19 protein-coding genes are annotated in these 18,427 nt (G+C 66.4%); 7 read left to right on the top strand and 12 right to left on the bottom strand.

Features of this window, described 5'->3' with window-relative positions; translation table 11 throughout:
- Positions 1–80: 80 nt before the first annotated feature.
- On the bottom strand, positions 81–1,619 hold the full coding sequence (gene hutH / locus AC3WJE_RS05230; RefSeq protein WP_493729721.1) for a histidine ammonia-lyase: 1,539 nt from the start codon (positions 1,617–1,619) through the stop codon (positions 81–83).
- A 132-nt stretch (positions 1,620–1,751) separates the two neighbouring features.
- On the bottom strand, positions 1,752–2,957 hold the full coding sequence (hutI, locus tag AC3WJE_RS05225) for an imidazolonepropionase (RefSeq protein ID WP_493729720.1): 1,206 nt from the start codon (positions 2,955–2,957) through the stop codon (positions 1,752–1,754).
- Positions 2,958–3,020: 63 nt separating this feature from the next.
- Between hutI and AC3WJE_RS05220 the strand changes: the two genes are divergently transcribed.
- Together AC3WJE_RS05220 and hutC are read left to right on the top strand one after the other, a co-directional pair.
- Positions 3,021–4,403 carry a formimidoylglutamate deiminase gene (locus AC3WJE_RS05220; protein WP_493729719.1) on the top strand — a complete coding sequence of 461 codons (1,383 nt, stop codon included), beginning with the start codon at positions 3,021–3,023 and terminating at the stop codon, positions 4,401–4,403.
- 168 nt (positions 4,404–4,571) lie between these two features.
- Positions 4,572–5,318 (top strand): histidine utilization transcriptional repressor HutC, encoded by a 747-nt coding sequence (gene hutC, locus AC3WJE_RS05215; RefSeq protein ID WP_493729718.1) that lies wholly within the window; start codon positions 4,572–4,574, stop codon positions 5,316–5,318.
- Between the two features lie 21 nt (positions 5,319–5,339).
- Here the strand turns inward: hutC and AC3WJE_RS05210 are convergent, their stop codons facing one another.
- From AC3WJE_RS05210 to AC3WJE_RS05185, 6 genes are all read right to left on the bottom strand, one after another.
- Complete coding sequence (locus AC3WJE_RS05210) at positions 5,340–5,639, bottom strand: hypothetical protein (protein ID WP_493729717.1); 300 nt, start codon at positions 5,637–5,639, stop codon at positions 5,340–5,342.
- A 75-nt stretch (positions 5,640–5,714) separates the two neighbouring features.
- Positions 5,715–6,704: a restriction endonuclease gene (locus tag AC3WJE_RS05205; RefSeq protein ID WP_493729716.1), complete on the bottom strand. Its 990-nt coding sequence runs from the start codon at positions 6,702–6,704 to the stop codon at positions 5,715–5,717.
- A 360-nt stretch (positions 6,705–7,064) separates the two neighbouring features.
- Positions 7,065–7,535 (bottom strand): hypothetical protein, encoded by a 471-nt coding sequence (locus AC3WJE_RS05200; RefSeq protein ID WP_493729715.1) that lies wholly within the window; start codon positions 7,533–7,535, stop codon positions 7,065–7,067.
- Positions 7,529–7,840 carry a hypothetical protein gene (locus AC3WJE_RS05195; protein ID WP_493729714.1) on the bottom strand — a complete coding sequence of 104 codons (312 nt, stop codon included), beginning with the start codon at positions 7,838–7,840 and terminating at the stop codon, positions 7,529–7,531. Before AC3WJE_RS05195 ends, AC3WJE_RS05200 begins: the two co-directional genes overlap by 7 nt.
- An 88-nt stretch (positions 7,841–7,928) precedes the next feature.
- Positions 7,929–8,435 carry a phasin family protein gene (locus tag AC3WJE_RS05190; protein ID WP_493729713.1) on the bottom strand — a complete coding sequence of 169 codons (507 nt, stop codon included), beginning with the start codon at positions 8,433–8,435 and terminating at the stop codon, positions 7,929–7,931.
- 144 nt (positions 8,436–8,579) lie between these two features.
- Positions 8,580–8,864: a polyhydroxyalkanoic acid system family protein gene (locus AC3WJE_RS05185; protein WP_493729712.1), complete on the bottom strand. Its 285-nt coding sequence runs from the start codon at positions 8,862–8,864 to the stop codon at positions 8,580–8,582.
- An 88-nt stretch (positions 8,865–8,952) separates the two neighbouring features.
- Between AC3WJE_RS05185 and AC3WJE_RS05180 the strand changes: the two genes are divergently transcribed.
- Complete coding sequence (locus tag AC3WJE_RS05180) at positions 8,953–9,765, top strand: FHA domain-containing protein (protein ID WP_493729711.1); 813 nt, start codon at positions 8,953–8,955, stop codon at positions 9,763–9,765.
- On the opposite strand, the gene msrQ is transcribed toward AC3WJE_RS05180, so the two are convergent.
- Positions 9,734–10,363, bottom strand: a complete 630-nt coding sequence (msrQ, locus tag AC3WJE_RS05175) for a protein-methionine-sulfoxide reductase heme-binding subunit MsrQ (RefSeq protein ID WP_493729710.1) — start codon at positions 10,361–10,363, stop codon at positions 9,734–9,736. The genes AC3WJE_RS05180 and msrQ overlap by 32 nt on opposite strands.
- Before the next feature lie 105 nt (positions 10,364–10,468).
- Positions 10,469–11,440, bottom strand: a complete 972-nt coding sequence (gene msrP / locus AC3WJE_RS05170; RefSeq protein WP_493729709.1) for a protein-methionine-sulfoxide reductase catalytic subunit MsrP — start codon at positions 11,438–11,440, stop codon at positions 10,469–10,471.
- Between the two features lie 176 nt (positions 11,441–11,616).
- Between msrP and serC the strand changes: the two genes are divergently transcribed.
- From serC to aroA, 3 genes are all read left to right on the top strand, one after another.
- On the top strand, positions 11,617–12,702 hold the full coding sequence (gene serC, locus AC3WJE_RS05165; protein WP_493729708.1) for a phosphoserine transaminase: 1,086 nt from the start codon (positions 11,617–11,619) through the stop codon (positions 12,700–12,702).
- 70 nt (positions 12,703–12,772) lie between these two features.
- Positions 12,773–13,912, top strand: coding sequence for a prephenate dehydratase (pheA, locus tag AC3WJE_RS05160; protein ID WP_493729707.1), 1,140 nt, complete (start codon positions 12,773–12,775; stop codon positions 13,910–13,912).
- 477 nt (positions 13,913–14,389) lie between these two features.
- Complete coding sequence (gene aroA / locus AC3WJE_RS05155) at positions 14,390–15,712, top strand: 3-phosphoshikimate 1-carboxyvinyltransferase (protein WP_493729706.1); 1,323 nt, start codon at positions 14,390–14,392, stop codon at positions 15,710–15,712.
- On the opposite strand, the gene AC3WJE_RS05150 is transcribed toward aroA, so the two are convergent.
- Both AC3WJE_RS05150 and AC3WJE_RS05145 read right to left on the bottom strand, forming a co-directional pair.
- Positions 15,696–16,265, bottom strand: coding sequence for an energy transducer TonB (locus tag AC3WJE_RS05150; RefSeq protein WP_493729705.1), 570 nt, complete (start codon positions 16,263–16,265; stop codon positions 15,696–15,698). The genes aroA and AC3WJE_RS05150 overlap by 17 nt on opposite strands.
- Positions 16,266–16,369: 104 nt before the next feature.
- Complete coding sequence (locus AC3WJE_RS05145) at positions 16,370–16,963, bottom strand: energy transducer TonB (protein WP_493729704.1); 594 nt, start codon at positions 16,961–16,963, stop codon at positions 16,370–16,372.
- 178 nt (positions 16,964–17,141) lie between these two features.
- Between AC3WJE_RS05145 and serS the strand changes: the two genes are divergently transcribed.
- Positions 17,142–18,422, top strand: coding sequence for a serine--tRNA ligase (serS, locus tag AC3WJE_RS05140; RefSeq protein WP_493729703.1), 1,281 nt, complete (start codon positions 17,142–17,144; stop codon positions 18,420–18,422).
- Positions 18,423–18,427 lie beyond the last annotated feature (5 nt).

The raw sequence follows: 18,427 nt of genomic DNA, 5'->3' as shown, positions 1-18,427 counted from the left end.
CATCAGCCGCGATGGGGTTTTACCGGTGAAGTCCCATCGCGGCTGATGGCCCTAGGCCACCCAGAACCGCTCCTGCAGGTTCATGTGGCGTCTATGCCGGGTAGTCGCGATCCCGCCGAGCGCACCAGCGCCCCCGAGCGCACCAGTTCGGTCGCAGCCAGCATGTCCGGATGGAAATAGCGGTCTTCCTGCAGCGTCGGCACCTGAGCGCGCAGCAGCGCGCGTGCAGCTTCCAGCGCGGTGCTGGAATGGAGCGGGGCGTGGAAGTCACAACCCTGCGCGGCGGCAAGCAGTTCGATGCCGACCACGTTGGCGGCATTCTCGGCCATCGCCAGCAGCCGGCGTGCGCCGTGCGCAGCCATCGACACGTGGTCTTCCTGGTTGGCCGAGGTCGGGATCGAATCGACGCTGGCCGGATAAGCGCGCTGCTTGTTCTCCGATACCAGCGCCGCGGCGGTGACCTGCGGGATCATGAAGCCGGAATTGAGGCCGGGTTTGGGTGTCAGGAACGCCGGCAGACCCGACAGCGCCGGATCGACCAGCATCGCGATACGGCGCTCGCTGATCGAGCCGATTTCGCACACCGCCATCGCCAGCATGTCGGCGGCGAAGGCGACCGGCTCGGCGTGGAAGTTGCCGCCGCTCAGCGCTTCACCGGTATCGGTGAAGATCAGCGGATTGTCGGACACGCCATTGGCTTCGATGTACAGCGTGCGTGCGGCCTGACGGATCACGTCCAGCGCTGCGCCCATCACCTGCGGCTGGCAGCGCAGGCAGTACGGATCCTGCACGCGCACGTCGTTGACGCGATGCGACTCGCGGATCGCCGAGCCGGTCATCAGGCCACGCAATGCATCGGCGACCACGATCTGCCCGGGTTGGCCGCGCAAGGCGTGGATGCGCGGGTCGAACGGCGTGTCCGAGCCCTTGGCGGCTTCGGTCGAGAGCGCACCGGCAATCAGCGCCGCATGGAATACCGCTTCGATCTCGAACAGACCGGCCAATGCGTAGGCGGTAGAGAACTGGGTGCCGTTGAGCAGCGCCAAGCCTTCCTTGGCGCCGAGTGTCAGCGGTGCCAGCCCGGCTCGCGCCAGTGCATCGATGGCGCTCATGCGCTCGCCACGCAGGAAGGCCTCGCCGGTGCCGATCATCGCCGCGGCCATGTGCGACAGCGGCGCCAGATCGCCCGAGGCGCCGACCGAACCCTGGCATGGCACCACCGGCACCACGTCGTGTTGCAGCATCGCTTCCAGCAGCGCGATGGTGTCCGGCTTCACACCGGAAGCGCCCTGCGCGAGGCTGACCAGCTTGAGCGCCATCATCAGTCGCACTACCGGCAACGGCATCGGCTCGCCGACGCCGGCTGCGTGCGAGAGCACGATGTTCCGTTGCAGCGTGGCCAGGTCGTCGCGCTCGATGCGCACCGTCGCCAGCTTGCCGAAACCGGTGTTGATACCGTAGACCGGCTCGCCCTTGGCGACGATGTCAGCCACGGTCTGTGCACTGCGCGTGATCGCCGCGGCCGAGGCCGGATCGAGCTGGATGTTGGCGCCGCGATAGATGGCGCGCCACTGCGCGAGGTCGACTGCACCGGGGTGCAGGACGAGGGGGGAACTCATGCGGTTACTCCACGGATCAGGTTGATGTTGCGAAAAGAGTTCAGGCCATGTCGTAGAGCGGAGCTCGCTCCGCTGAGGCTTTCTCGGCAAAGCTCCAGCCGCGCGAGCTCGGCTCCGCGATTCGATGTGTCATCACGCATGGCGGCCATGCCGGACACGTGCATGCAGCGGGTTGAAGCCGATCCGGTAGACCAGATCGGCCGGCGCCTCGATGTCCCAGATCGCCAGATCGCACTGCAGCCCGGCGCGCAACCGGCCGATGCGATCGACACGGCCAAGCGCGCGTGCAGCCTCACGGGTGAAGCCGGCAATGCACTCGGCGACGGTCAACCGGAACAGCGTCGCGCCCATGTTCATTGCCAACAGTGGGCTGGTCAGTGGGGAAGTACCAGGATTGCAGTCGGTCGCCAGTGCGATCGGCACGCCGGCCGCGCGCAGCCCGGCGATCGGCGGTACCAGCGTGTCGCGGGTGAAATAGAACGCGCCGGGCAGCAGCACCGCGACGGTGCCGGCCTCCGCCATTGCGGCAATGCCGGCGGCGTCGAGGTGTTCGATATGGTCGGCCGACAACGCGCCGAAGCGAGCGGCCAATGCCGCCCCGTGCTGATTGCTGAGCTGCTCGGCGTGGATCTTGACCGCCAGCCCGGCGGCGCGTGCGGCGACGAACACCTGCTCGGCCTGTGCGGGCGAGAACGCGATGTTCTCGCAGAACACGTCCACCGCTTCGGCCAGTCCCTGCGTCGCAATCGCCGGGACCATCGTCGTGCAGACCTCGTCGATGTAGTCCTGCGCATCGCGCCCGGACGGAATCGCGTGTGCGCCGAGGAAGGTCGGCACCACGTCCACGCCGCGCAGATCGCCCAGGCGCTTGGCCACGCGCAACTGCTTGGCTTCGTCTTCCAGCGTCAGTCCGTAGCCGGATTTGATCTCGATCGTGGTGACGCCCTCGGCCAGCATCGCGTCCAGGCGCGGCAGCGATGCGGCGATCAGCGCCTGCTCGTCGGCGGCGCGGGTGGCGCGCACGGTGGCGACGATGCCGCCGCCGGCACGGGCGATGTCGGCATAGCTGACGCCTTCCAGGCGCTGCTCGAACTCGTTGGCGCGATTGCCGGCATAGACCAGATGGGTGTGGCAGTCGATCAGGCCGGGGCTGATCCAGCGGCCGCCGCAGTCGATGCGCTCGGTGGCGGCGAATGGCGGTGCACTCACGGCCGGGCCCGCGTAGGTGATCCGCCCGTCCACGCTGGCGATCACGCCATCGGCGACGATGCCCAGGCCGCCGTCGGCGGTATCAAGCGTGATCAGGTGCGCGTGGTGCCAGAGCGTGTCGCAGTGCATGTCGTGATCCGGCCTGGTTCGTGATATGTATATACAATAGATTCAGTCCGAGGAGGGCGTCCAGTGGCAGTGCAGCACGACGACAATGCGCAGCATTTCTGGGCCGAAAGCGCTTTGCTGCCGCAGGGCTGGGCGCGCGATGTGCGCCTGGGCATCGCCGGCGGGTGCGTGACCGAGGTGCAGGTCGGGGTGCCGGCAGGGGCCGGCGATGTGCGGCTGCAGGCAGCGCTGCCCGGCCTGGGCAACCTGCATAGCCACGCGTTCCAGCGCGGCATGGCCGGCCTGACCGAGGTCGGCGGCAGCAGTGGCGACAGTTTCTGGAGCTGGCGCGAGCTGATGTACCGCTTTCTCGATCGGCTGGACCCGGACAGCCTGCAGGCCATCGCCGAGCAGGCCTACGTCGAGATGCTGGAGGCTGGCTTCACCCGCGTCGGCGAGTTCCACTATCTGCACCATGCGCCGGACGGCACCGCCTACGCCGATCCTGCCGAGATGTCCGTGCGCATCGCCGCCGCCGCGCAAGCCTCGGGTATCGGCCTGACCCTGCTGCCGGTGTTCTACGCGCATGCCGATTTCGGCGGCGCGCCGCCCAATCCCGCGCAGCGCCGATTGATCCACGATATCGATGGCTTCGCGCGACTGCTGGAAGGTTGCCGCACCGTGCTGGCCGGCCTGCCCGACGCGGTACTCGGCATCGCCCCGCACAGCCTGCGCGCGGCGACCCCCGACGAGCTGACGGCATTGCTGCCGCTCAATGACGGACCGGTGCACATCCATATCGCAGAGCAGATGCGCGAGGTCGAGGCCTGCCTGGCGTGGTCCGGGCAGCGTCCGGTCGAATGGCTGCTGGCACATGTGCCGGTGGATGCGCGCTGGTGTCTGGTGCACGCGACCCACATCACGCCGGATGAGCTGGCGGGCATCGTCGCCAGCCACGCGGTCGCCGGGTTGTGCCCGATCACCGAGGCCAATCTCGGTGATGGCTTGTTCCCGATGCGCGAGTTTGCCCGCGCCGGTGGCCGCTTCGGCGTGGGTTCCGATTCCAATGTGTTGATCGATGCGGCCGAAGAGCTGCGCCTGCTCGAGTACGGCCAACGCCTGCACGTGCGCGGCCGCAACGTCGTGGTGCCGGATGCGGCGGTGTCGAGCGGGCGCTGGCTGTACCAGCACGCACTGAGCGGTGCGGGGCAGGCGCTCGGCGTGGAGACCGGTCTGCAAGTGGGGGCACCGGCCGACATCGTCGAACTGGACCTGGCGCACCCCGCGCTTGCCGGTCGTGAGGGCGACGCCCTGCTGGACAGCTGGCTGTTCGCCGCCCGGGGCGGTGCCGTGCGCTCGGTATGGCGGCGCGGCACGCAATGGGTGCACGAGGGGCGGCATGTGCTGCGCGAGCCGGTTGCGGCGCGTTACCGGCAGGTGCTGGCGCGACTTCTATCGGCTGGATAAGCACGCCGTAGGAGCGGCTTCAGCCGCGATGGGGCTGTCATGCAGATCCCTCTGCAAAAGCCCGCGCATCCATGTGCGGGGACTTAAATGGGAAAGCCCCATCGCGGCTGAAGCCGCTCCTGCAGAAACCAGGCAGGCACAATGCCGGCCCTGAAGAGTAGAGATCGCATGTCCGTCGTTTCCCGAACATCCGCTAACACCGCCACCACGCTGCATCAGCGCATCCGCGGTGACATCGAAGCCTGTATCCACAGCGGCGAGTGGCCGCCGGGCCATCGCGTGCCGTCCGAGCACGAGCTGATGGCGCAGTACGGCTGCTCACGGATGACGGTCAGCAAGGTGCTGGGGCTGCTGGCCGACGCCGGCATGATCGAGCGCCGCCGTCGCGCCGGTTCGTTCGTCGCGCGTCCGCACCCGCACATCGAGCAGGTGGCGCTGGCGATCCCGGATATCGAGGTCGAGGTGACCGCGCGCGGCCATGTCTACGGGTTCGAACTGATCGAACGTGGCCTGCGCAAGACCCGTGCCTCGGTGCCGCAGGAGCAGGAACTGGGCAGTCGCGCGCGGTTGTTGTCGCTGCACTGCCTGCACCTCGCCGACGGCTGCCCGTTTGCGCTGGAGGAGCGGCTCATCGATACCGGCACGGTGCCGGAAGCGCTGGAACAGGATTTCTCGGCGATGGCGCCAGGCAGTTGGCTGCTGCGACACGTGCCGTGGACGCGTGCACAACACCGCATCAGCGCGATCAATGCCGATGCCGCGCAGGCAGAGCGTTTGCGGGTGCCGCTCGGTACGGCATGTCTGGTGATCGATCGACACACCTGGCGCGGTGAGCAGCCGGTGACCTATGTCAGGCAGGTGTTCCTGGGCAGCACTTACGATCTGGTGGCGCGCTTCGCGCCGGGATTGCGCTGAGGCATCGTCCGGCGCCGGCGATCAGGCCAGCACGGACAGGATCGTGCCGATGGTGCCGGCGGCAGCCAGAAACTTGCCGGCGGTGTAGAAGCTGTTCTTCTCGGTTTCCGGCGGCTTGGCCGCCTTCGGGTCTTCCAGTCCGAGTGCGCCGGCGACGACCGAATGCACTGCCTGGAGACTGCCGCCACTGCCGTCGGCTTCCTCGGTCTTGGCTTCCTCGGCGCCCTTCACTCCAACCAGGGTTTTGCCGTCGGTCGGCTTGGGGCGGAGGTGAGCGGCGCTCGCGGCATTGCTGGCGGCGGATACGCTGCTGATCGCCATTGCGGTTTCCCTTTCATGAAGCGGTGGAGACCTCGAAGGTATCGGCGCTCATGCGGCCGACTTGAGGGCATCCGTTCAGAAGGTGGCGCACTGCCGCCAACGCACCGGTTCGTCGACGCCTGCACGCGGATTGAGTTGCACGCGCACCGTCCGCAGCACCGGATAGCGTTCCAGCTCCTTGCAGATCGACGGCCAGATCTCGACATCCTCGCCGGTGCGGTCGACCGACAGCGTCATCCGGGTCAGCCAGATGCCACGGATGATGCCCGGCGCACCGGTCAATGCGCGCGATACCGACTGCTGGTAGCGATCGAGCGTGGCCTCGTCAGGCTCGGTGATGTCCTGGAGCGGCGTGGCCGGCGAGGGCGTCGCTGCGGGAGCGCCGATCTGGGCCGGCACGGTTGTTGTCGGCGCGCCGGCCGGCGCCGGCGGCGCAGTCGACACCATCGGCTGGTGAGCATTCGGGTCATGCGAGGACAGCCAGCCCAGCCCGACCAGCAATCCCAGCGTGATCGAAGCCAGTCCCGCGATACCGATATGCCGTTGTGCGCGTCGGCGCGCGCTGCGGACGATGCCGGTTTCCGTCTCGCTTGGCAGATAGGGTTTCAGGAGCGGCCAGATGCGGCGGCCATCCAGGATTTCGATGGACTGCTTTTCGGCGGCGGCCAGGCCTTCGCGCTCGACCTTGCCCTCGGTGATCAGCACGCCGCCGACAGCGCCAGCCAGGCGCAGCAGGGTGCCCAGCTCATTCACCGCCACCGTGCCGATCCGGTAGGCGCGGCCGTGCTTGCACGAGACCATCCAGTTGCCGCCTTTGTGGGCGTCGTGCATCAGGAAGTCGGGACGTGGCAGGCCATCCGGCTGCAGCTCCATCTGTGCATGCCAGTCGCGTTCGTCGCTCAGTGCTCGCCGCACGATCTCGGAGAAGTCGCGCCAGTGCAGGGCTGCCAGGGCGGTCAGGCCCGCACGCGTTTCGTCAGCGCGGCGACGGATCAGCCACAGGTAGAGAGACGCGATGGTCCACACGGCCGCGGCCGACGCAAACGCGAGGATCCACGCAAACATAAAGCTCCCTGAACCGAGATACGGCTAACCAACAAGTGTATATCGGCCCCAGGGCGTGTCATCTTGAGCGCCGCGCTACAGTCGAGCGGGAGTGGATGACAGACACGAAAAAGCCCGCCAGTCCGAAGCCGAAAGGGGAGGGGAGCAAACGGTCTTCTGATGGACTGGCGGGCCCGATCGATTGTGGGCAAACATTTTGTGCTTTGCAACACGACTTTCACGCGCTGCTGGCAGGCGCTTTATTCACTGTTCGAGGAAGGTGGCGGGGTGCCTCGGGCATGCGAGCCGCGGCCGGCCCGTCGGCGTACCTGGTCAGCGGCGCACCCGGCGAGTCCTCGAGTGTCTGCATCGGGGCCACGTTCAACGCCGCAGCATCGAGCGGTAGTAGTCCGCGAGTGCACCGTACGGAAGCAGAGCGCCGGCAATCTTCGTCAGTACCTGCGCGTCGCCCTGGTCCTTGCGGAAATGAACCGTGACGCTGGAGGGAAGCAGAACCACCTGCTCGTCGCCCAGGTCGAAGACCCTCGCGCCCTCAACGGCGTAGGCGGCCTGCGAGGGCCCGGCAATGTCCAGGAAACCGGGTAGATCGCAATGGCCGAAGAAGTCGATAGTGTCGTGCGAGAAATTCTTTTCGGGGTCGAAGTTGAGGTTGAGGCTCCAGCCGTCGAAATCGAAGGTGTAGACAACACCTGCCCCCGTGCGCCATTGCTCGTCGGCCTCATAGGCCCAGGCCGTCTCTTCCGGAGTGCTAATGCCGGCGGACAGATGCACGGCCCCTCGCTCAAGGTAGTGCAGCAGGTGGAGCTGCGCAGCAATGGTTTGCTTCAACATTGAACTTCAGAAAATCGTCGTACAGCGCTACCGGACATCAGATCCTGGAACCGCTCGAAATAGTCGTTGCACCATCTCAAGTAAAGCGCCTCGTCGAAGTTTTTGATCGTGTACAGGTCGTTGGCATTGAAGTGCGAGAAGAAATACCTCGACGCACTAAGCATCACCCGACTGATGGGATGGCCCTGCGATGCGCAGGCTAGAAGTAGACGCCCTTCTGGAAAGTGGTTTCGCCTATCTTGAACCTGGTCGGTGAACTTGTAGATTTCCGCGTCCTGGAACTTCTTGCCGGCCTGTTCCGTCATGCTGCTCTCAGTGCCCACCAAACTCCAGCCTCAGGGGGCGATCCGGCGACGGGGTTCGGGCATACAGCTGAAGGTTGGCGCCGCCGGTTTATTCACTGTTCGAGGAAGGTGGCGGCGTGCCTCGGGCATGCGAGCTGCGGCTGCTCCGGCGTGCGCGTACCTGAGCGGCGTGCAGCTTGCTCTTGAGCGCCTCGACCTCGGCGCGCAGGGCCTCGACTTCCTCGCGATCGGGCAACTGCAGGCTGTGCAGCACGCCCTTGACCCGTTCATCGAAGGCCTTGCCGAGCCGGTGCCAGTTCTCGCCGGCCTTTTCACGGGCCTGCTCGAAGCGGGTCTCGACCTGTTCGCGTACCGATTCGGCACTGGCCTCAGCCTGGCGTTTGCCTTCTTTCTGGTAGGCGGTGCCTTCCTTCACCAGCGATTCGAACAGCCGGGTGCCTTCGCTCTGCGCCCGGCCGAGTGCACCGAGGCCGGCCAGCCATACCTGTTCGGCCGAATCACCGAGCTTGCGTGAGAACCGATTGGCCTGGGCCTGGAGGCTCTCCGCCTCGTGCTCGTCTGCATGGGATCTGCTGTATCGGTTCGTCGTGGTCATAGCGGCGCGGCTCCTCATCGGACGATGGAAGCCACAACGCTAACGCCAAAACCGCATCGATAAGGTGAAGCCGTTCCCTGATCCGATGTTTCCCGGCGGTCGAGCTGCGCGGGGGCGGGCGCGCGACCGATCAGGCGCAAGCCATCAGGCCGAGCTGCCCAGCTTTTCCGACAGCACCCGGCGGATTTCCGATTCGACCATGCCCTGCATGGCCGAGAGCAGGAAGCCCAGCGTGGCGGTCACCCGCACCTGCCCGGGCAGCAGCTCGATCGCGCCATCGACGCCGGAGCCGGAAAAGTTCAGGCGTTCGCCGCTCCAGTTCGAACGCAGGCCGAAGCGCTCGTCGAGTTTGCGGGCAGCCTCCTCGATCGCGGTGCGGGCCTGCTCGGCACTCAATGCGTGGTCTTGGCGGATGTCGATGCTGGACATGGGCGTGCTTTGCTGGATGAGCCGTACATTGTGCCAGTTTCGGCGTGCGATGCTTCTGGCGGAAGGATCAACCTGATAGGCTGCGCCGGTGCACGATTTGCAAGTCCATTTCACTCATCGGCAGCAGCCGGATCATCCCCTCAAGCCGGGCGTCCATCGGGTCGTCCGCCATGCCAGTGGCAGTGTGCGGCTGGTCGAGGATACCCAGGGGGCGTTGCTGCTTGCGCAGTTCTGCCTGGATCGGCGTGGCCTGTGGCTGCAGGTCGCCAACGGCGTGCGCGGCATCCACGTGAACGGCCGGCCGGTCCGGCGCATGGCGCTGCTGCGCGCCGGTGACGCGGTCTATGCCGATGGCGTGGAGATGGTGGTGCGCGGCGCGCTGGCGCCGGCCGGCCGCCTTCCCGAGCCAGGGCAGGCGGAAGATCACGACCCGTGCATTCTGCTGCGCGGCGTGGGCGGGCCGCATCACGGCCGCAGTTTCACCCTGCAAGCCCCGCGCGTGGTTGGCCGCGACCCGGCCGCCGACATCGTCATCGACGACCCTGCGTTCGCCCCGCGCCATGCCAGCATCGAGTTGCACGACGGCAAGGTGCTGCTGCGCGACCTCGGTTCGGAGGACGGCAGTCTGGTGAATGGCGTTCAGGTCCGTGACGCCTGGTTGCAGCCGGGCGATCAGGTCGCTTTCGATTCGCGCCATCGGTTCGTGCTGGAAGTGCCGTTGCAGCCATCCACGATGACGCTCCCGTCGGTCGAGGAAGACGAACCGGTACCGGTCACGTCCGGACGGACCCAGACCAGGCCCATGCGACCGGTCAAGGTCGCGCGCTGGCCGTGGTTGTTGTTGAGCGCACTGCTGCTGGCGACGGTGATCAGCGCGCTGCTGTGGTTCGGCGCGCGCTGAAGGATTTCCACGCGCGCCAGCCCAGCAGTACCGCCAGGATCGCCGCATACAGCGCCGGCTCGCGGATGTCGGACTTCACCAGCCACCAGAAGTGCAGCACCGCGAGCAGGCCGATCGGGTAGATCAGCTTGTGCAGGCGCCCCCAGTTGCGCTTGAGCCGGCGTATCCAGCCCTGGGTCGAGGTGATCGCCAGCGGCACCAGCAGCAGCCACGCGGCGAAGCCGACGGTGATGTAGGGGCGCTTGACGATTTCTTCGAAGATCTGCGTCCAGTAGCCACGCAGATCCAGTGTGAGATAGGCCGTCAGGTGCAACGTCGCGTAGAAGAAGGCGTACAGCCCGAGCATGCGCCGGAAACGGATCAGCACCGGCTGGCCAGTCAATTGGCGCAACGGGGTCAGCGCGAGTGTCGCCAGCAGCAGTCGCAACGCCCACAACCCGGTGCGATGTTCGATCTCGGCGACCGGATCGGCACCGAGCGCGTTGCTGCCGGTCTGCCAAACCTCCCAAAACTGCCAGCCCAGCCAGGCGGCGGGTGCCAGCGCGAGGGCGTGGAGCACGGTCTTGGCGGCACTGAGGCGGGATGAGACTGGGGGCATGGGGCGATCGGTTTCGAGTGTGGGAGGGACTTCAGTCCCGACGGGCTGTATCGGTCATCTGTCGGGACTGAAGTCCCTCCCACAAAAACGGCCGGGTTGAGGGCATCAAAACCACTTCTTGAGATCCATCCCCGCGTACATCGACGCGACCTGATCGGCATAGCCGTTGAACGGCCGGGTCGGGATGCGCTCGGCGAACAGCTTGCTGGCGGTGCCGGCGATGCGGCGCTCGGTCTTCTGGCTCCAGCGCGGGTGGTCCACCGCCGGATTGACGTTGGAGAAGAAGCCGTACTCGTTTGGTTGCAGATCGTTCCAGGCGGTCGGCGGCATCCGCTCGACGAAGTTGATCTCGACGATCGACTTGATGCTCTTGAAGCCGTATTTCCACGGCACCACCAGCCGCACCGGCGCGCCGTTCTGCTGCGGCAGCGGCTTGCCGTACAGGCCGGTGGCGAGCAGGGTCAGCGGGTGCATCGCCTCGTCGATGCGCAGGCCCTCGCGGTACGGCCAGTTGATCGAGCGGTAGCGCACCCCGGGCATCTGCTGCGGGTCGGCCAGCGTGGTGAAGGCGACGTACTTGGCTTTCGAGGTCGGCGCGAAGCGCTTGAGCACATCCGCCAGCGGCACGCCCTGCCACGGGATCACCATCGACCAGCCTTCCACGCAGCGCAGCCGGTAGACGCGTTCCTCCGCTTTCAGGCCCTTGAGCAGATCGTCCAGCGAGACCATGCCCGGCTTGTCGCAATAGCCGCCGACCTTGATCGACCACTGCTTGGTCTGCAGGGTCTTGGCGGCGCGCGACGGATCGCCCTTGTCGGTGCCGAACTCGTAGAAGTTGTTGTAGCTGGTGACGTCCTCGTAGCGGGTCAGCGGTTCGCTGGTGCTGAAACCGCTGCGGGCCTGTTCTGGTGTCACGGTCTGGGCCGGCGGTGGAGGCGGGGCAGCGTCGCTGCAACCGGCCAGCCCGAGCGCCGGTGCCAGCCCGAGCATCTGCAGCAGGCGCCGACGGTCGCGGTAGACGGCTTCGTCGGTGATGGTTTCGCTCGAGGAAAGCCGGAGGGCGTCGCGCAGGGACATCGCAGATTCCTGAGGGGGATTTGTCCGTTCAGACCGGCGGCGGAAGCGGGAAGTTCGCCGCCGCGGCCCGCATTCCCCGTATGAAGCGCGCGAATGGGTGCAGTTGCAACCTTTTGCCGGCGATGCCAGGGCTGGTGCGCTGCGGCATACTAGGGGTCTTGCCCCGAAGGTGTGATATGACACGCGCGTTCAATTTCAGTGCCGGCCCCGCGACGTTGCCGGAATCGGTCCTGCGCCAGGCGCAGGCGGAGATGTTGGAATGGAACGGCGTGGGCGCCTCGATCGTCGAAATCAGCCACCGCAGTGCCGATTTCATCGCGGTTGCGGAGGCTGCCGAGGCCGATCTGCGCACCTTGCTGTCGATCCCCGACGACTACGCCGTGCTGTTCATGTCTGGCGGCGCGACCAGCCAGCAGGCACTGATCCCGCTCAATTTCGCCGCGCCCGGCCAGACCGCCGACTACGTCGTCAGCGGCCACTGGGGCAAGACCGCGATCAAGCAGGCCAAGCCGTACGTGGCGATCAACATCGCCGCCGATGGCGAGGCCGGCGGTTTCCGTGACCTCCCGGCGCGCGAGGGCTGGCAGCTGTCGAAGGACGCTGCCTATGTCCACATCACCGCCAACGAGACCATCCACGGCGTGGAGTACCGCGATACGCCAGACGTGGGCGAGGTGCCACTGTTCGCCGATTTCAGCTCCTCGATCGCCTCCGAGCCGATCGACGTGTCGAAGTACGGCCTGATCTACGCCGGTGCGCAGAAGAACCTGGGGCCGGTCGGGATCACCGTGGTGATCGTGCGTCGCGATCTGCTGGAGCGCGCCGGCCAGCCGCGTGCGGACATCTTCACCTACGCCTCGCACGCCGCACGCGACTCGATGCTCAACACTCCGCCGACCTGGAACTGGTACCTGCTCGGGCTGACCGTGAAGTGGATGCTGGAGCAGGGCGGCGTGAACGAGTTCGCGCGTCGCAACGCGGCCAAGGCCACGTTGGTCTATGACGCGATCGACGCATCCGGCGGCTTCTATCGCAACGAGGTGGCGCCGGCGGTGCGTTCGCGGATGAACATTCCGTTCTTCCTGGCGGACGCCGAACTCGATGCGCGCTTCGTTGCCGAATCCAAAGCGGCCGGTCTGCTGGCACTGAAGGGCCACAAGGCGGTCGGCGGCATCCGCGCTTCGCTGTACAACGCGCTGCCGGTGTCCGGCGCCGAAGCCTTGGTCGCCTTCATGCGCGACTTCCAGCAGCGCCACGGCTGACGCCGTAGCAACCATCATCACAAGTGACATGGGCTGTTCGCCAAGGAACGGCTGACGAGGAAAACAGTAGATGGCCGCGAAACCCGGCAAGACCAAGAAAAGCCCGCCCAAACAGGCGGCCGCCGCACCCGCGCCGGTACTGGCCGACGTGCGCGCCAAGATCGATGAGATCGACCGCACCATCCAGTCGCTGATCGCCGAGCGCGCACAGTTCGCGCATCAGGTCGGCAAGGCCAAGGGCAAGCTCGCCGCCGCGGTGGACTATTACCGTCCCGAGCGCGAGGCGCAGGTGCTGCGGATGGTGGTGGACCGTAACGAGGGGCCGCTGTCGGACGAAGTGCTGGTGCACGTGTTCCGCGAAATCATGTCGGCCTGCCTGGCCCAGCAGGAGCCGTTGAAGATCGGTTACCTCGGCCCGGAAGGCACCTTCAGCCAGCAGGCGGTGCTCAAGCACTTCGGGCGCTCGGCGGTCGGCATCCCGATGGCGACGATCGAGGAGGTGTTCCAGGAGGTCGAGAGCGGCAATGCCGATTTCGGCGTGGTGCCGGTGGAGAACTCGGGGCAGGGCACGATCCAGGTCACGCTGGACATGTTCCTGACCTCCAACCTGAAGATCTGCGGCGAGACCGAACTGCGCGTACGCCAGTACCTGATGTCGCGCAGTGGCCGCATCGAGGACATCGAGCGCATCTACGCGCATCCGCAGTCGTTCGCGCAGACCGCGGGTTGGTTGCGCGCGCACCTGCCCAAGGTCGAGAAGATCGCGGTATCGAGCAATGCCGAAGGCGCGCGCCGCGCCCGCAATGCCGAGGACGCCGCTTCGATCGGTGGCGAGAGCGCCGCGCACGTGTATGGCCTGAAGAAGGTCATCATGAAGCCGATCGAGGATGACGACGACAACACCACGCGCTTCCTGGTGATCGGCCGCAAGATCTTCCCGTCGTCGGGGCACGATAGGACTTCAATCCTGGTGTTCATCCACGACAAGCCGGGCGCGTTGTTCGATGTGCTCAGCCCGTTCGCGCGTCATGGCATCACCATGAACCGGATCGAGTCGCGGCCTTCGCATCAGGCCAAGTGGGAGTACGGGTTCTTCATCGACCTGGCCGGGCATGTCGAGGATGAGACGATGAAATCGGCGCTGGCGGAGCTGGAGGCGCATTCGGCGCAGATCAAGGTGTTGGGGTCTTATCCGGTGGCGGTGCCGTAAACGTGTTTTCCCTTCTTCTGCTTGCGGGAGAAGGTGCCCCGAAGGGGTGGTGAGGGCACGAGCGAAGCCTGCAGGCGGCTTCACCCGTAATCTCTCTACCGTCATCCCCGCGTAGGCGGGGATCCAGGGACGTTGCTTTTGCTTGTTGTTTGGTTTGAAGCGACAGCAAAAGCTTTCGCCTTGCGGCGAGTCACTTTTCTTTGCTTGTGCAAAGAAAAGTAACCAAAAGAAACACACCCCGCCTACGCGCCCTTCGGGTTCGCTGCGACGACGGGATTTTCTGACGCGACTTCCTGTCGCGGCAGAAAACGACGCACATCCATGTGCGTCGCCCCTTCGGGGTTTTACCCGTCGTCTCCGCCGCTGCGGCAGGGGCCCCGGGAAGTCAAAGGCGACGAGCAACAGCAAGATCACAAGCAACAGCAACAACAAATTCAACAGCAACAACGCGGCTCTCGCCGCTGAACGGAACGATCAATGACCAGCTCGCATTCGCAATCCTGGATCGCACACAAGGGCACGGCGCTGCACGGCGCGCTGGCCATCCCCGGCGACAAGTCGGTTTCGCATCGAGCGGTGATGTTCGCCGCGTTGGCCGACGGTACTTCACGTATCGACGGTTTCCTCGAAGGCGAGGACACGCGTTCGACCGCGGCGATCTTCTCCAAACTCGGTGTACGCATCGAGACGCCGTCGGCATCGCAGCGCATCGTGCATGGCGTCGGTGTGGATGGCCTCAAGGCGCCGCAGGGGGAGCTGGATTGCGGCAACGCCGGTACCGGCATGCGGCTGCTCGCCGGTCTGCTGGCGGCGCAGTCGTTCGACAGCGTGCTGGTCGGCGACGAGTCGTTGTCGCGCCGGCCGATGCGTCGCGTCACCGGTCCGCTGGCGCAGATGGGCGCGAAGATCGATACCCAGCCCGACGGCACGCCGCCGTTGCATATCCATGGTGGTCAGGCGCTGAGCGGGATCGACTTCGCCTCGCCGGTGGCCAGCGCCCAGGTCAAGTCCTGCGTGCTGCTCGCCGGCCTGTACGCGCAGGGCGAAACCACGGTGCACGAGCCGCATCCGACCCGCGACTACACCGAGCGCATGCTGTCCGCGTTCGGCGTCGAGATCGAATTCTCGCCGGGCTATGCGAAGTTGCGCGGCGGTCAGCGGCTACGCGCGACCGATATCGCGGTGCCGGCCGATTTCTCTTCGGCTGCGTTCTTCCTCGTTGCCGCCAGCGTGATCCCCGGTTCGGACGTGACTCTCAAGAGCGTCGGCCTCAACCCGCGCCGCACCGGCCTGCTGGCCGCGCTGCGTCTGATGGGCGCCGACATCGAGGAGTTGAACCACGGCGAGCATGGCGGCGAGCCGGTGGCCGACCTGCGGGTGCGTTACGCGCCGTTGAAGGGCACCCGCATCCCCGAGGAACTGGTGCCGGACATGATCGATGAGTTCCCGGCGCTGTTTGTCGCCGCGGCGGCGGCCGAAGGCCAGACCATCGTCAGCGGCGCGGCGGAGCTGCGGGTCAAGGAATCCGACCGTCTGGCGGCGATGGCGACCGGTCTGCGCACGCTCGGCATGCAGGTGGACGAGACCCCGGACGGGGCGACCATCCATGGTGGCAGCGCGCTCGGTAGCGGCACGATCGAAAGCCATGGCGACCATCGGATCGCCATGGCCTTCTCGATTGCCGGTCAGCTCTCGACCGGCGAGGTCAGGGTCGAAGACATCGCCAATGTGGCGACCTCGTTCCCGGGCTTCGACGCACTCGCGCGCGGCGCCGGTTTCGGGCTCACTGCTGCGCCGTAAAGTCGACCGGCAACTGCACCGTGCTGGTCACGGCGCGGCCGTCCCTGATCGCCGGCTCGAATCGCCAGCCGCGTATCGCGTCGATCACGGCGCGGTCCAGGTCAGGGTCGCGTGCGCCCTTGCGCTCGATGATCGCAACGTCCTGGACCTGTCCCTGCGTGTCGATGCTGACGCGCGCCACCACGCTACCCTCGATGCCAGCGCGTAACGCGCGCGGCGGATAGACCGGGAGTGCATTGCCGGCCAACGGGCGGGCATCACGATCGCGGATGGTCGGCACGGCGCGCTGCGGCTCGTGCTGCTTCACCATCGCCGGCGGTTTGGGTTGTGCCGGGGCGGGGAGTACCTCGCTGATGGCCGGCACGGTCGAGGCGGGGTTGACGGTATCGGGGCGTTCGCCGCTGTTGCGGATCCACCACCACGCCGGTGCCGCTATCAGCAGCAGGATGAACAGACTCCACAGCAGCGGCGAGGCCCAACGTCCATCGCGGTCTTCGGCAGGGGCATCGCCCTGGTGGCGGAAGTCGCGGTGCTGGATCGGGGACATGGACATGGTCAATCTCCTGCGTCGTTGGACGCGACCAGTTTTGTCCGTCTCGGGCCTGAGCGTGTCAGCTTTGGGTGAACATGGTGGCCGCGGGGCCGCCAGGATTCAGCTTACTGACCGGGATTGAAATCGAAGGGAATGTCGATGCTGCCGGGCACCGGATGGCCATCGCGCTGCGCCGGGCGGAAGTGCCAGTCGTGGACCGCATCCATCGCGGCACGGTCGAGATCGCGCGAGCCGCTGCGCTGAACCAGGTTCACATCGACCGGTGCTCCATTGGCATCCACATCGACCCGCACCACGACTTTGCCGCTTTCGCCGCGACGCAGTGCGGACGCGGGGTAGGTGGGGGGCGGCATCTGGCCCTGGATTGGCAGCGGGCGGTCGTCCTGTGCGGCCGGCGCCGATGCAGTGGCAGGCGCAGCCGGCGTGGTTTCAGCAACTGCGGCCGGCGGTGCCGCGGGCGCTGTTTCGACCAGCTTGGGCGCCTCGTCCTCGGCCGGGTCCGGGGCGGGCTTGGCGTCGGGCATATCCGAGGCGCCGTCGTCACCGGCCGCCAGCGGCGCAGGCAGCGGATCGAGTGGATTGACAGGCTGGGCGGCGGCCTCGGCCGGGGTCTGCGGCGCGGCGAGAGGGTCGTCCTTGCGTGCCTCCCGCCACACCAGCACGAAGCACAGAACCCCGATGCCGAAAGCGATGCCCACGATCTTCCAGGTTCCGTGGGGCAGGTGGAAAGCGAAGCGTGGAGCGCGGGAGCGGGACGAGGAAGCCATGAGTTCACCGGAGATGACCGCCGGATTCTGTCACAGCGCAAATGAATCGAGCGGCAGAACGGCGCGTGACAGGCGATAATTGCGGTCTGTCCCAACAAGAACCGCCTCCATGCTCGATCCGGCCCTGCTCCGTCAACAGCCCGCTGAACTCGCCGAACGTCTGCGCAGCACGCGCGGCTTCGCGCTCGACACCGACCGGCTGGAGTCACTGGAGAGTGAGCGCAAGCGCATCCAGGTGCGTACGCAGGAGCTGCAGGCGCTGCGCAACAGCAAGTCCAAGGCGATCGGCCAGGCCAAGGCCAAGGGCGAGGACGTCTCGGCGATCATGGCCGAGGTGGCCGGCTTCGGTGACGAGCTGAAGGCGTCCGAGATCGATCTGGAGCGTATTCGCGGCGAGCTGGAAGCCGTCGCGCAGGGCATCCCGAACCTGCCGGCCGACGATGTACCGGCCGGCAAGGACGAGGCCGACAACGTCGAGGTTTCGCGCTGGGGCACGCCGCGTGGCTTCGATTTCGCGGTCAAGGATCACGTCGAGCTGGGTGCCCGCAATGGTTGGCTGGACGGCGAGACCGCCGCCAAGCTGTCCGGCGCACGCTTCACCGTGCTGCGCGGGCCGATCGCGCGCCTGCATCGTGCGCTGGCGCAGTTCATGCTCGACCTGCACGCCGGTGAGCATGGCTACGAGGAAACCAACGTACCGGTGATCGTCAATGCCGAGAGCATGGCCGGCACCGGCCAGTTGCCGAAGTTCGAGGAAGACCTGTTCGCCACTCAGCTAGGCGAGCACAAGCGCTATCTGATCCCGACCTCGGAAGTGCCGTTGACCAACATCGTGCGCGACGAGATCGTCGAAGCCGAGCGCCTGCCGCTGCGCATGACCGCGCATTCGATGTGCTTCCGTTCCGAGGCCGGCAGCGGTGGTCGCGACACCCGCGGCATGATCCGTCAGCACCAGTTCGAAAAGGTCGAGCTGGTCAGCATCAGCAAGCCGGAGGATAGCGATGCAGAGCACCAGCGCATGACCGGCTGCGCCGAGGCCGTGCTGCAGAAGCTCGGCCTGCCGTACCGCAAGGTGCTGCTGTGCACCGGCGACATGGGCTTCGCCGCGCGCAAGACCTATGACCTGGAAGTCTGGTTGCCGTCGCAGGACACCTACCGAGAGATTTCCTCGTGCTCCAACTGCGGTGATTTCCAGGCCCGCCGCATGCAGGCGCGCTGGCGCAACCCGGCCACCGGCAAGCCGGAGCTGGTGCATACGCTCAACGGTTCGGGCGTGGCGGTCGGCCGCGCGATGATCGCGGTGATGGAGAACTACCAGAACGCCGATGGCTCGATCGACGTGCCCGAGGCGCTGCGTCCGTACATGGGCGGCGTCGAGCGGATTGGCTGAGTTCG

Source organism: Pseudomonas sp. GW821-FHT07E12, assembly GCF_058986605.1.
The sequence above is the reverse complement of the archived record's forward strand: the minus strand, read 5'-3'. Positions and strand labels throughout refer to the sequence as shown.

Excerpts from the sequence above, each read along its gene's own strand:
- hutH (WP_493729721.1), bottom strand. The coding sequence starts at position 1,619 with ATGAGTTCCCCCCTCGTCCTGCACCCCGGTGCAGTCGACCTCGCGCAG.
- hutI (WP_493729720.1), bottom strand. The coding sequence starts at position 2,957 with ATGCACTGCGACACGCTCTGGCACCACGCGCACCTGATCACGCTTGAT.
- hutC (WP_493729718.1), top strand. The coding sequence starts at position 4,572 with ATGTCCGTCGTTTCCCGAACATCCGCTAACACCGCCACCACGCTGCAT.
- AC3WJE_RS05210 (WP_493729717.1), bottom strand. The coding sequence starts at position 5,639 with ATGGCGATCAGCAGCGTATCCGCCGCCAGCAATGCCGCGAGCGCCGCT.
- AC3WJE_RS05205 (WP_493729716.1), bottom strand. The coding sequence starts at position 6,704 with ATGTTTGCGTGGATCCTCGCGTTTGCGTCGGCCGCGGCCGTGTGGACC.
- AC3WJE_RS05200 (WP_493729715.1), bottom strand. The coding sequence starts at position 7,535 with ATGTTGAAGCAAACCATTGCTGCGCAGCTCCACCTGCTGCACTACCTT.
- AC3WJE_RS05195 (WP_493729714.1), bottom strand. The coding sequence starts at position 7,840 with ATGACGGAACAGGCCGGCAAGAAGTTCCAGGACGCGGAAATCTACAAG.
- AC3WJE_RS05190 (WP_493729713.1), bottom strand. The coding sequence starts at position 8,435 with ATGACCACGACGAACCGATACAGCAGATCCCATGCAGACGAGCACGAG.
- AC3WJE_RS05185 (WP_493729712.1), bottom strand. The coding sequence starts at position 8,864 with ATGTCCAGCATCGACATCCGCCAAGACCACGCATTGAGTGCCGAGCAG.
- msrQ (WP_493729710.1), bottom strand. The coding sequence starts at position 10,363 with ATGCCCCCAGTCTCATCCCGCCTCAGTGCCGCCAAGACCGTGCTCCAC.
- msrP (WP_493729709.1), bottom strand. The coding sequence starts at position 11,440 with ATGTCCCTGCGCGACGCCCTCCGGCTTTCCTCGAGCGAAACCATCACC.
- serC (WP_493729708.1), top strand. The coding sequence starts at position 11,617 with ATGACACGCGCGTTCAATTTCAGTGCCGGCCCCGCGACGTTGCCGGAA.
- pheA (WP_493729707.1), top strand. The coding sequence starts at position 12,773 with ATGGCCGCGAAACCCGGCAAGACCAAGAAAAGCCCGCCCAAACAGGCG.
- aroA (WP_493729706.1), top strand. The coding sequence starts at position 14,390 with ATGACCAGCTCGCATTCGCAATCCTGGATCGCACACAAGGGCACGGCG.
- AC3WJE_RS05150 (WP_493729705.1), bottom strand. The coding sequence starts at position 16,265 with ATGTCCATGTCCCCGATCCAGCACCGCGACTTCCGCCACCAGGGCGAT.
- serS (WP_493729703.1), top strand. The coding sequence starts at position 17,142 with ATGCTCGATCCGGCCCTGCTCCGTCAACAGCCCGCTGAACTCGCCGAA.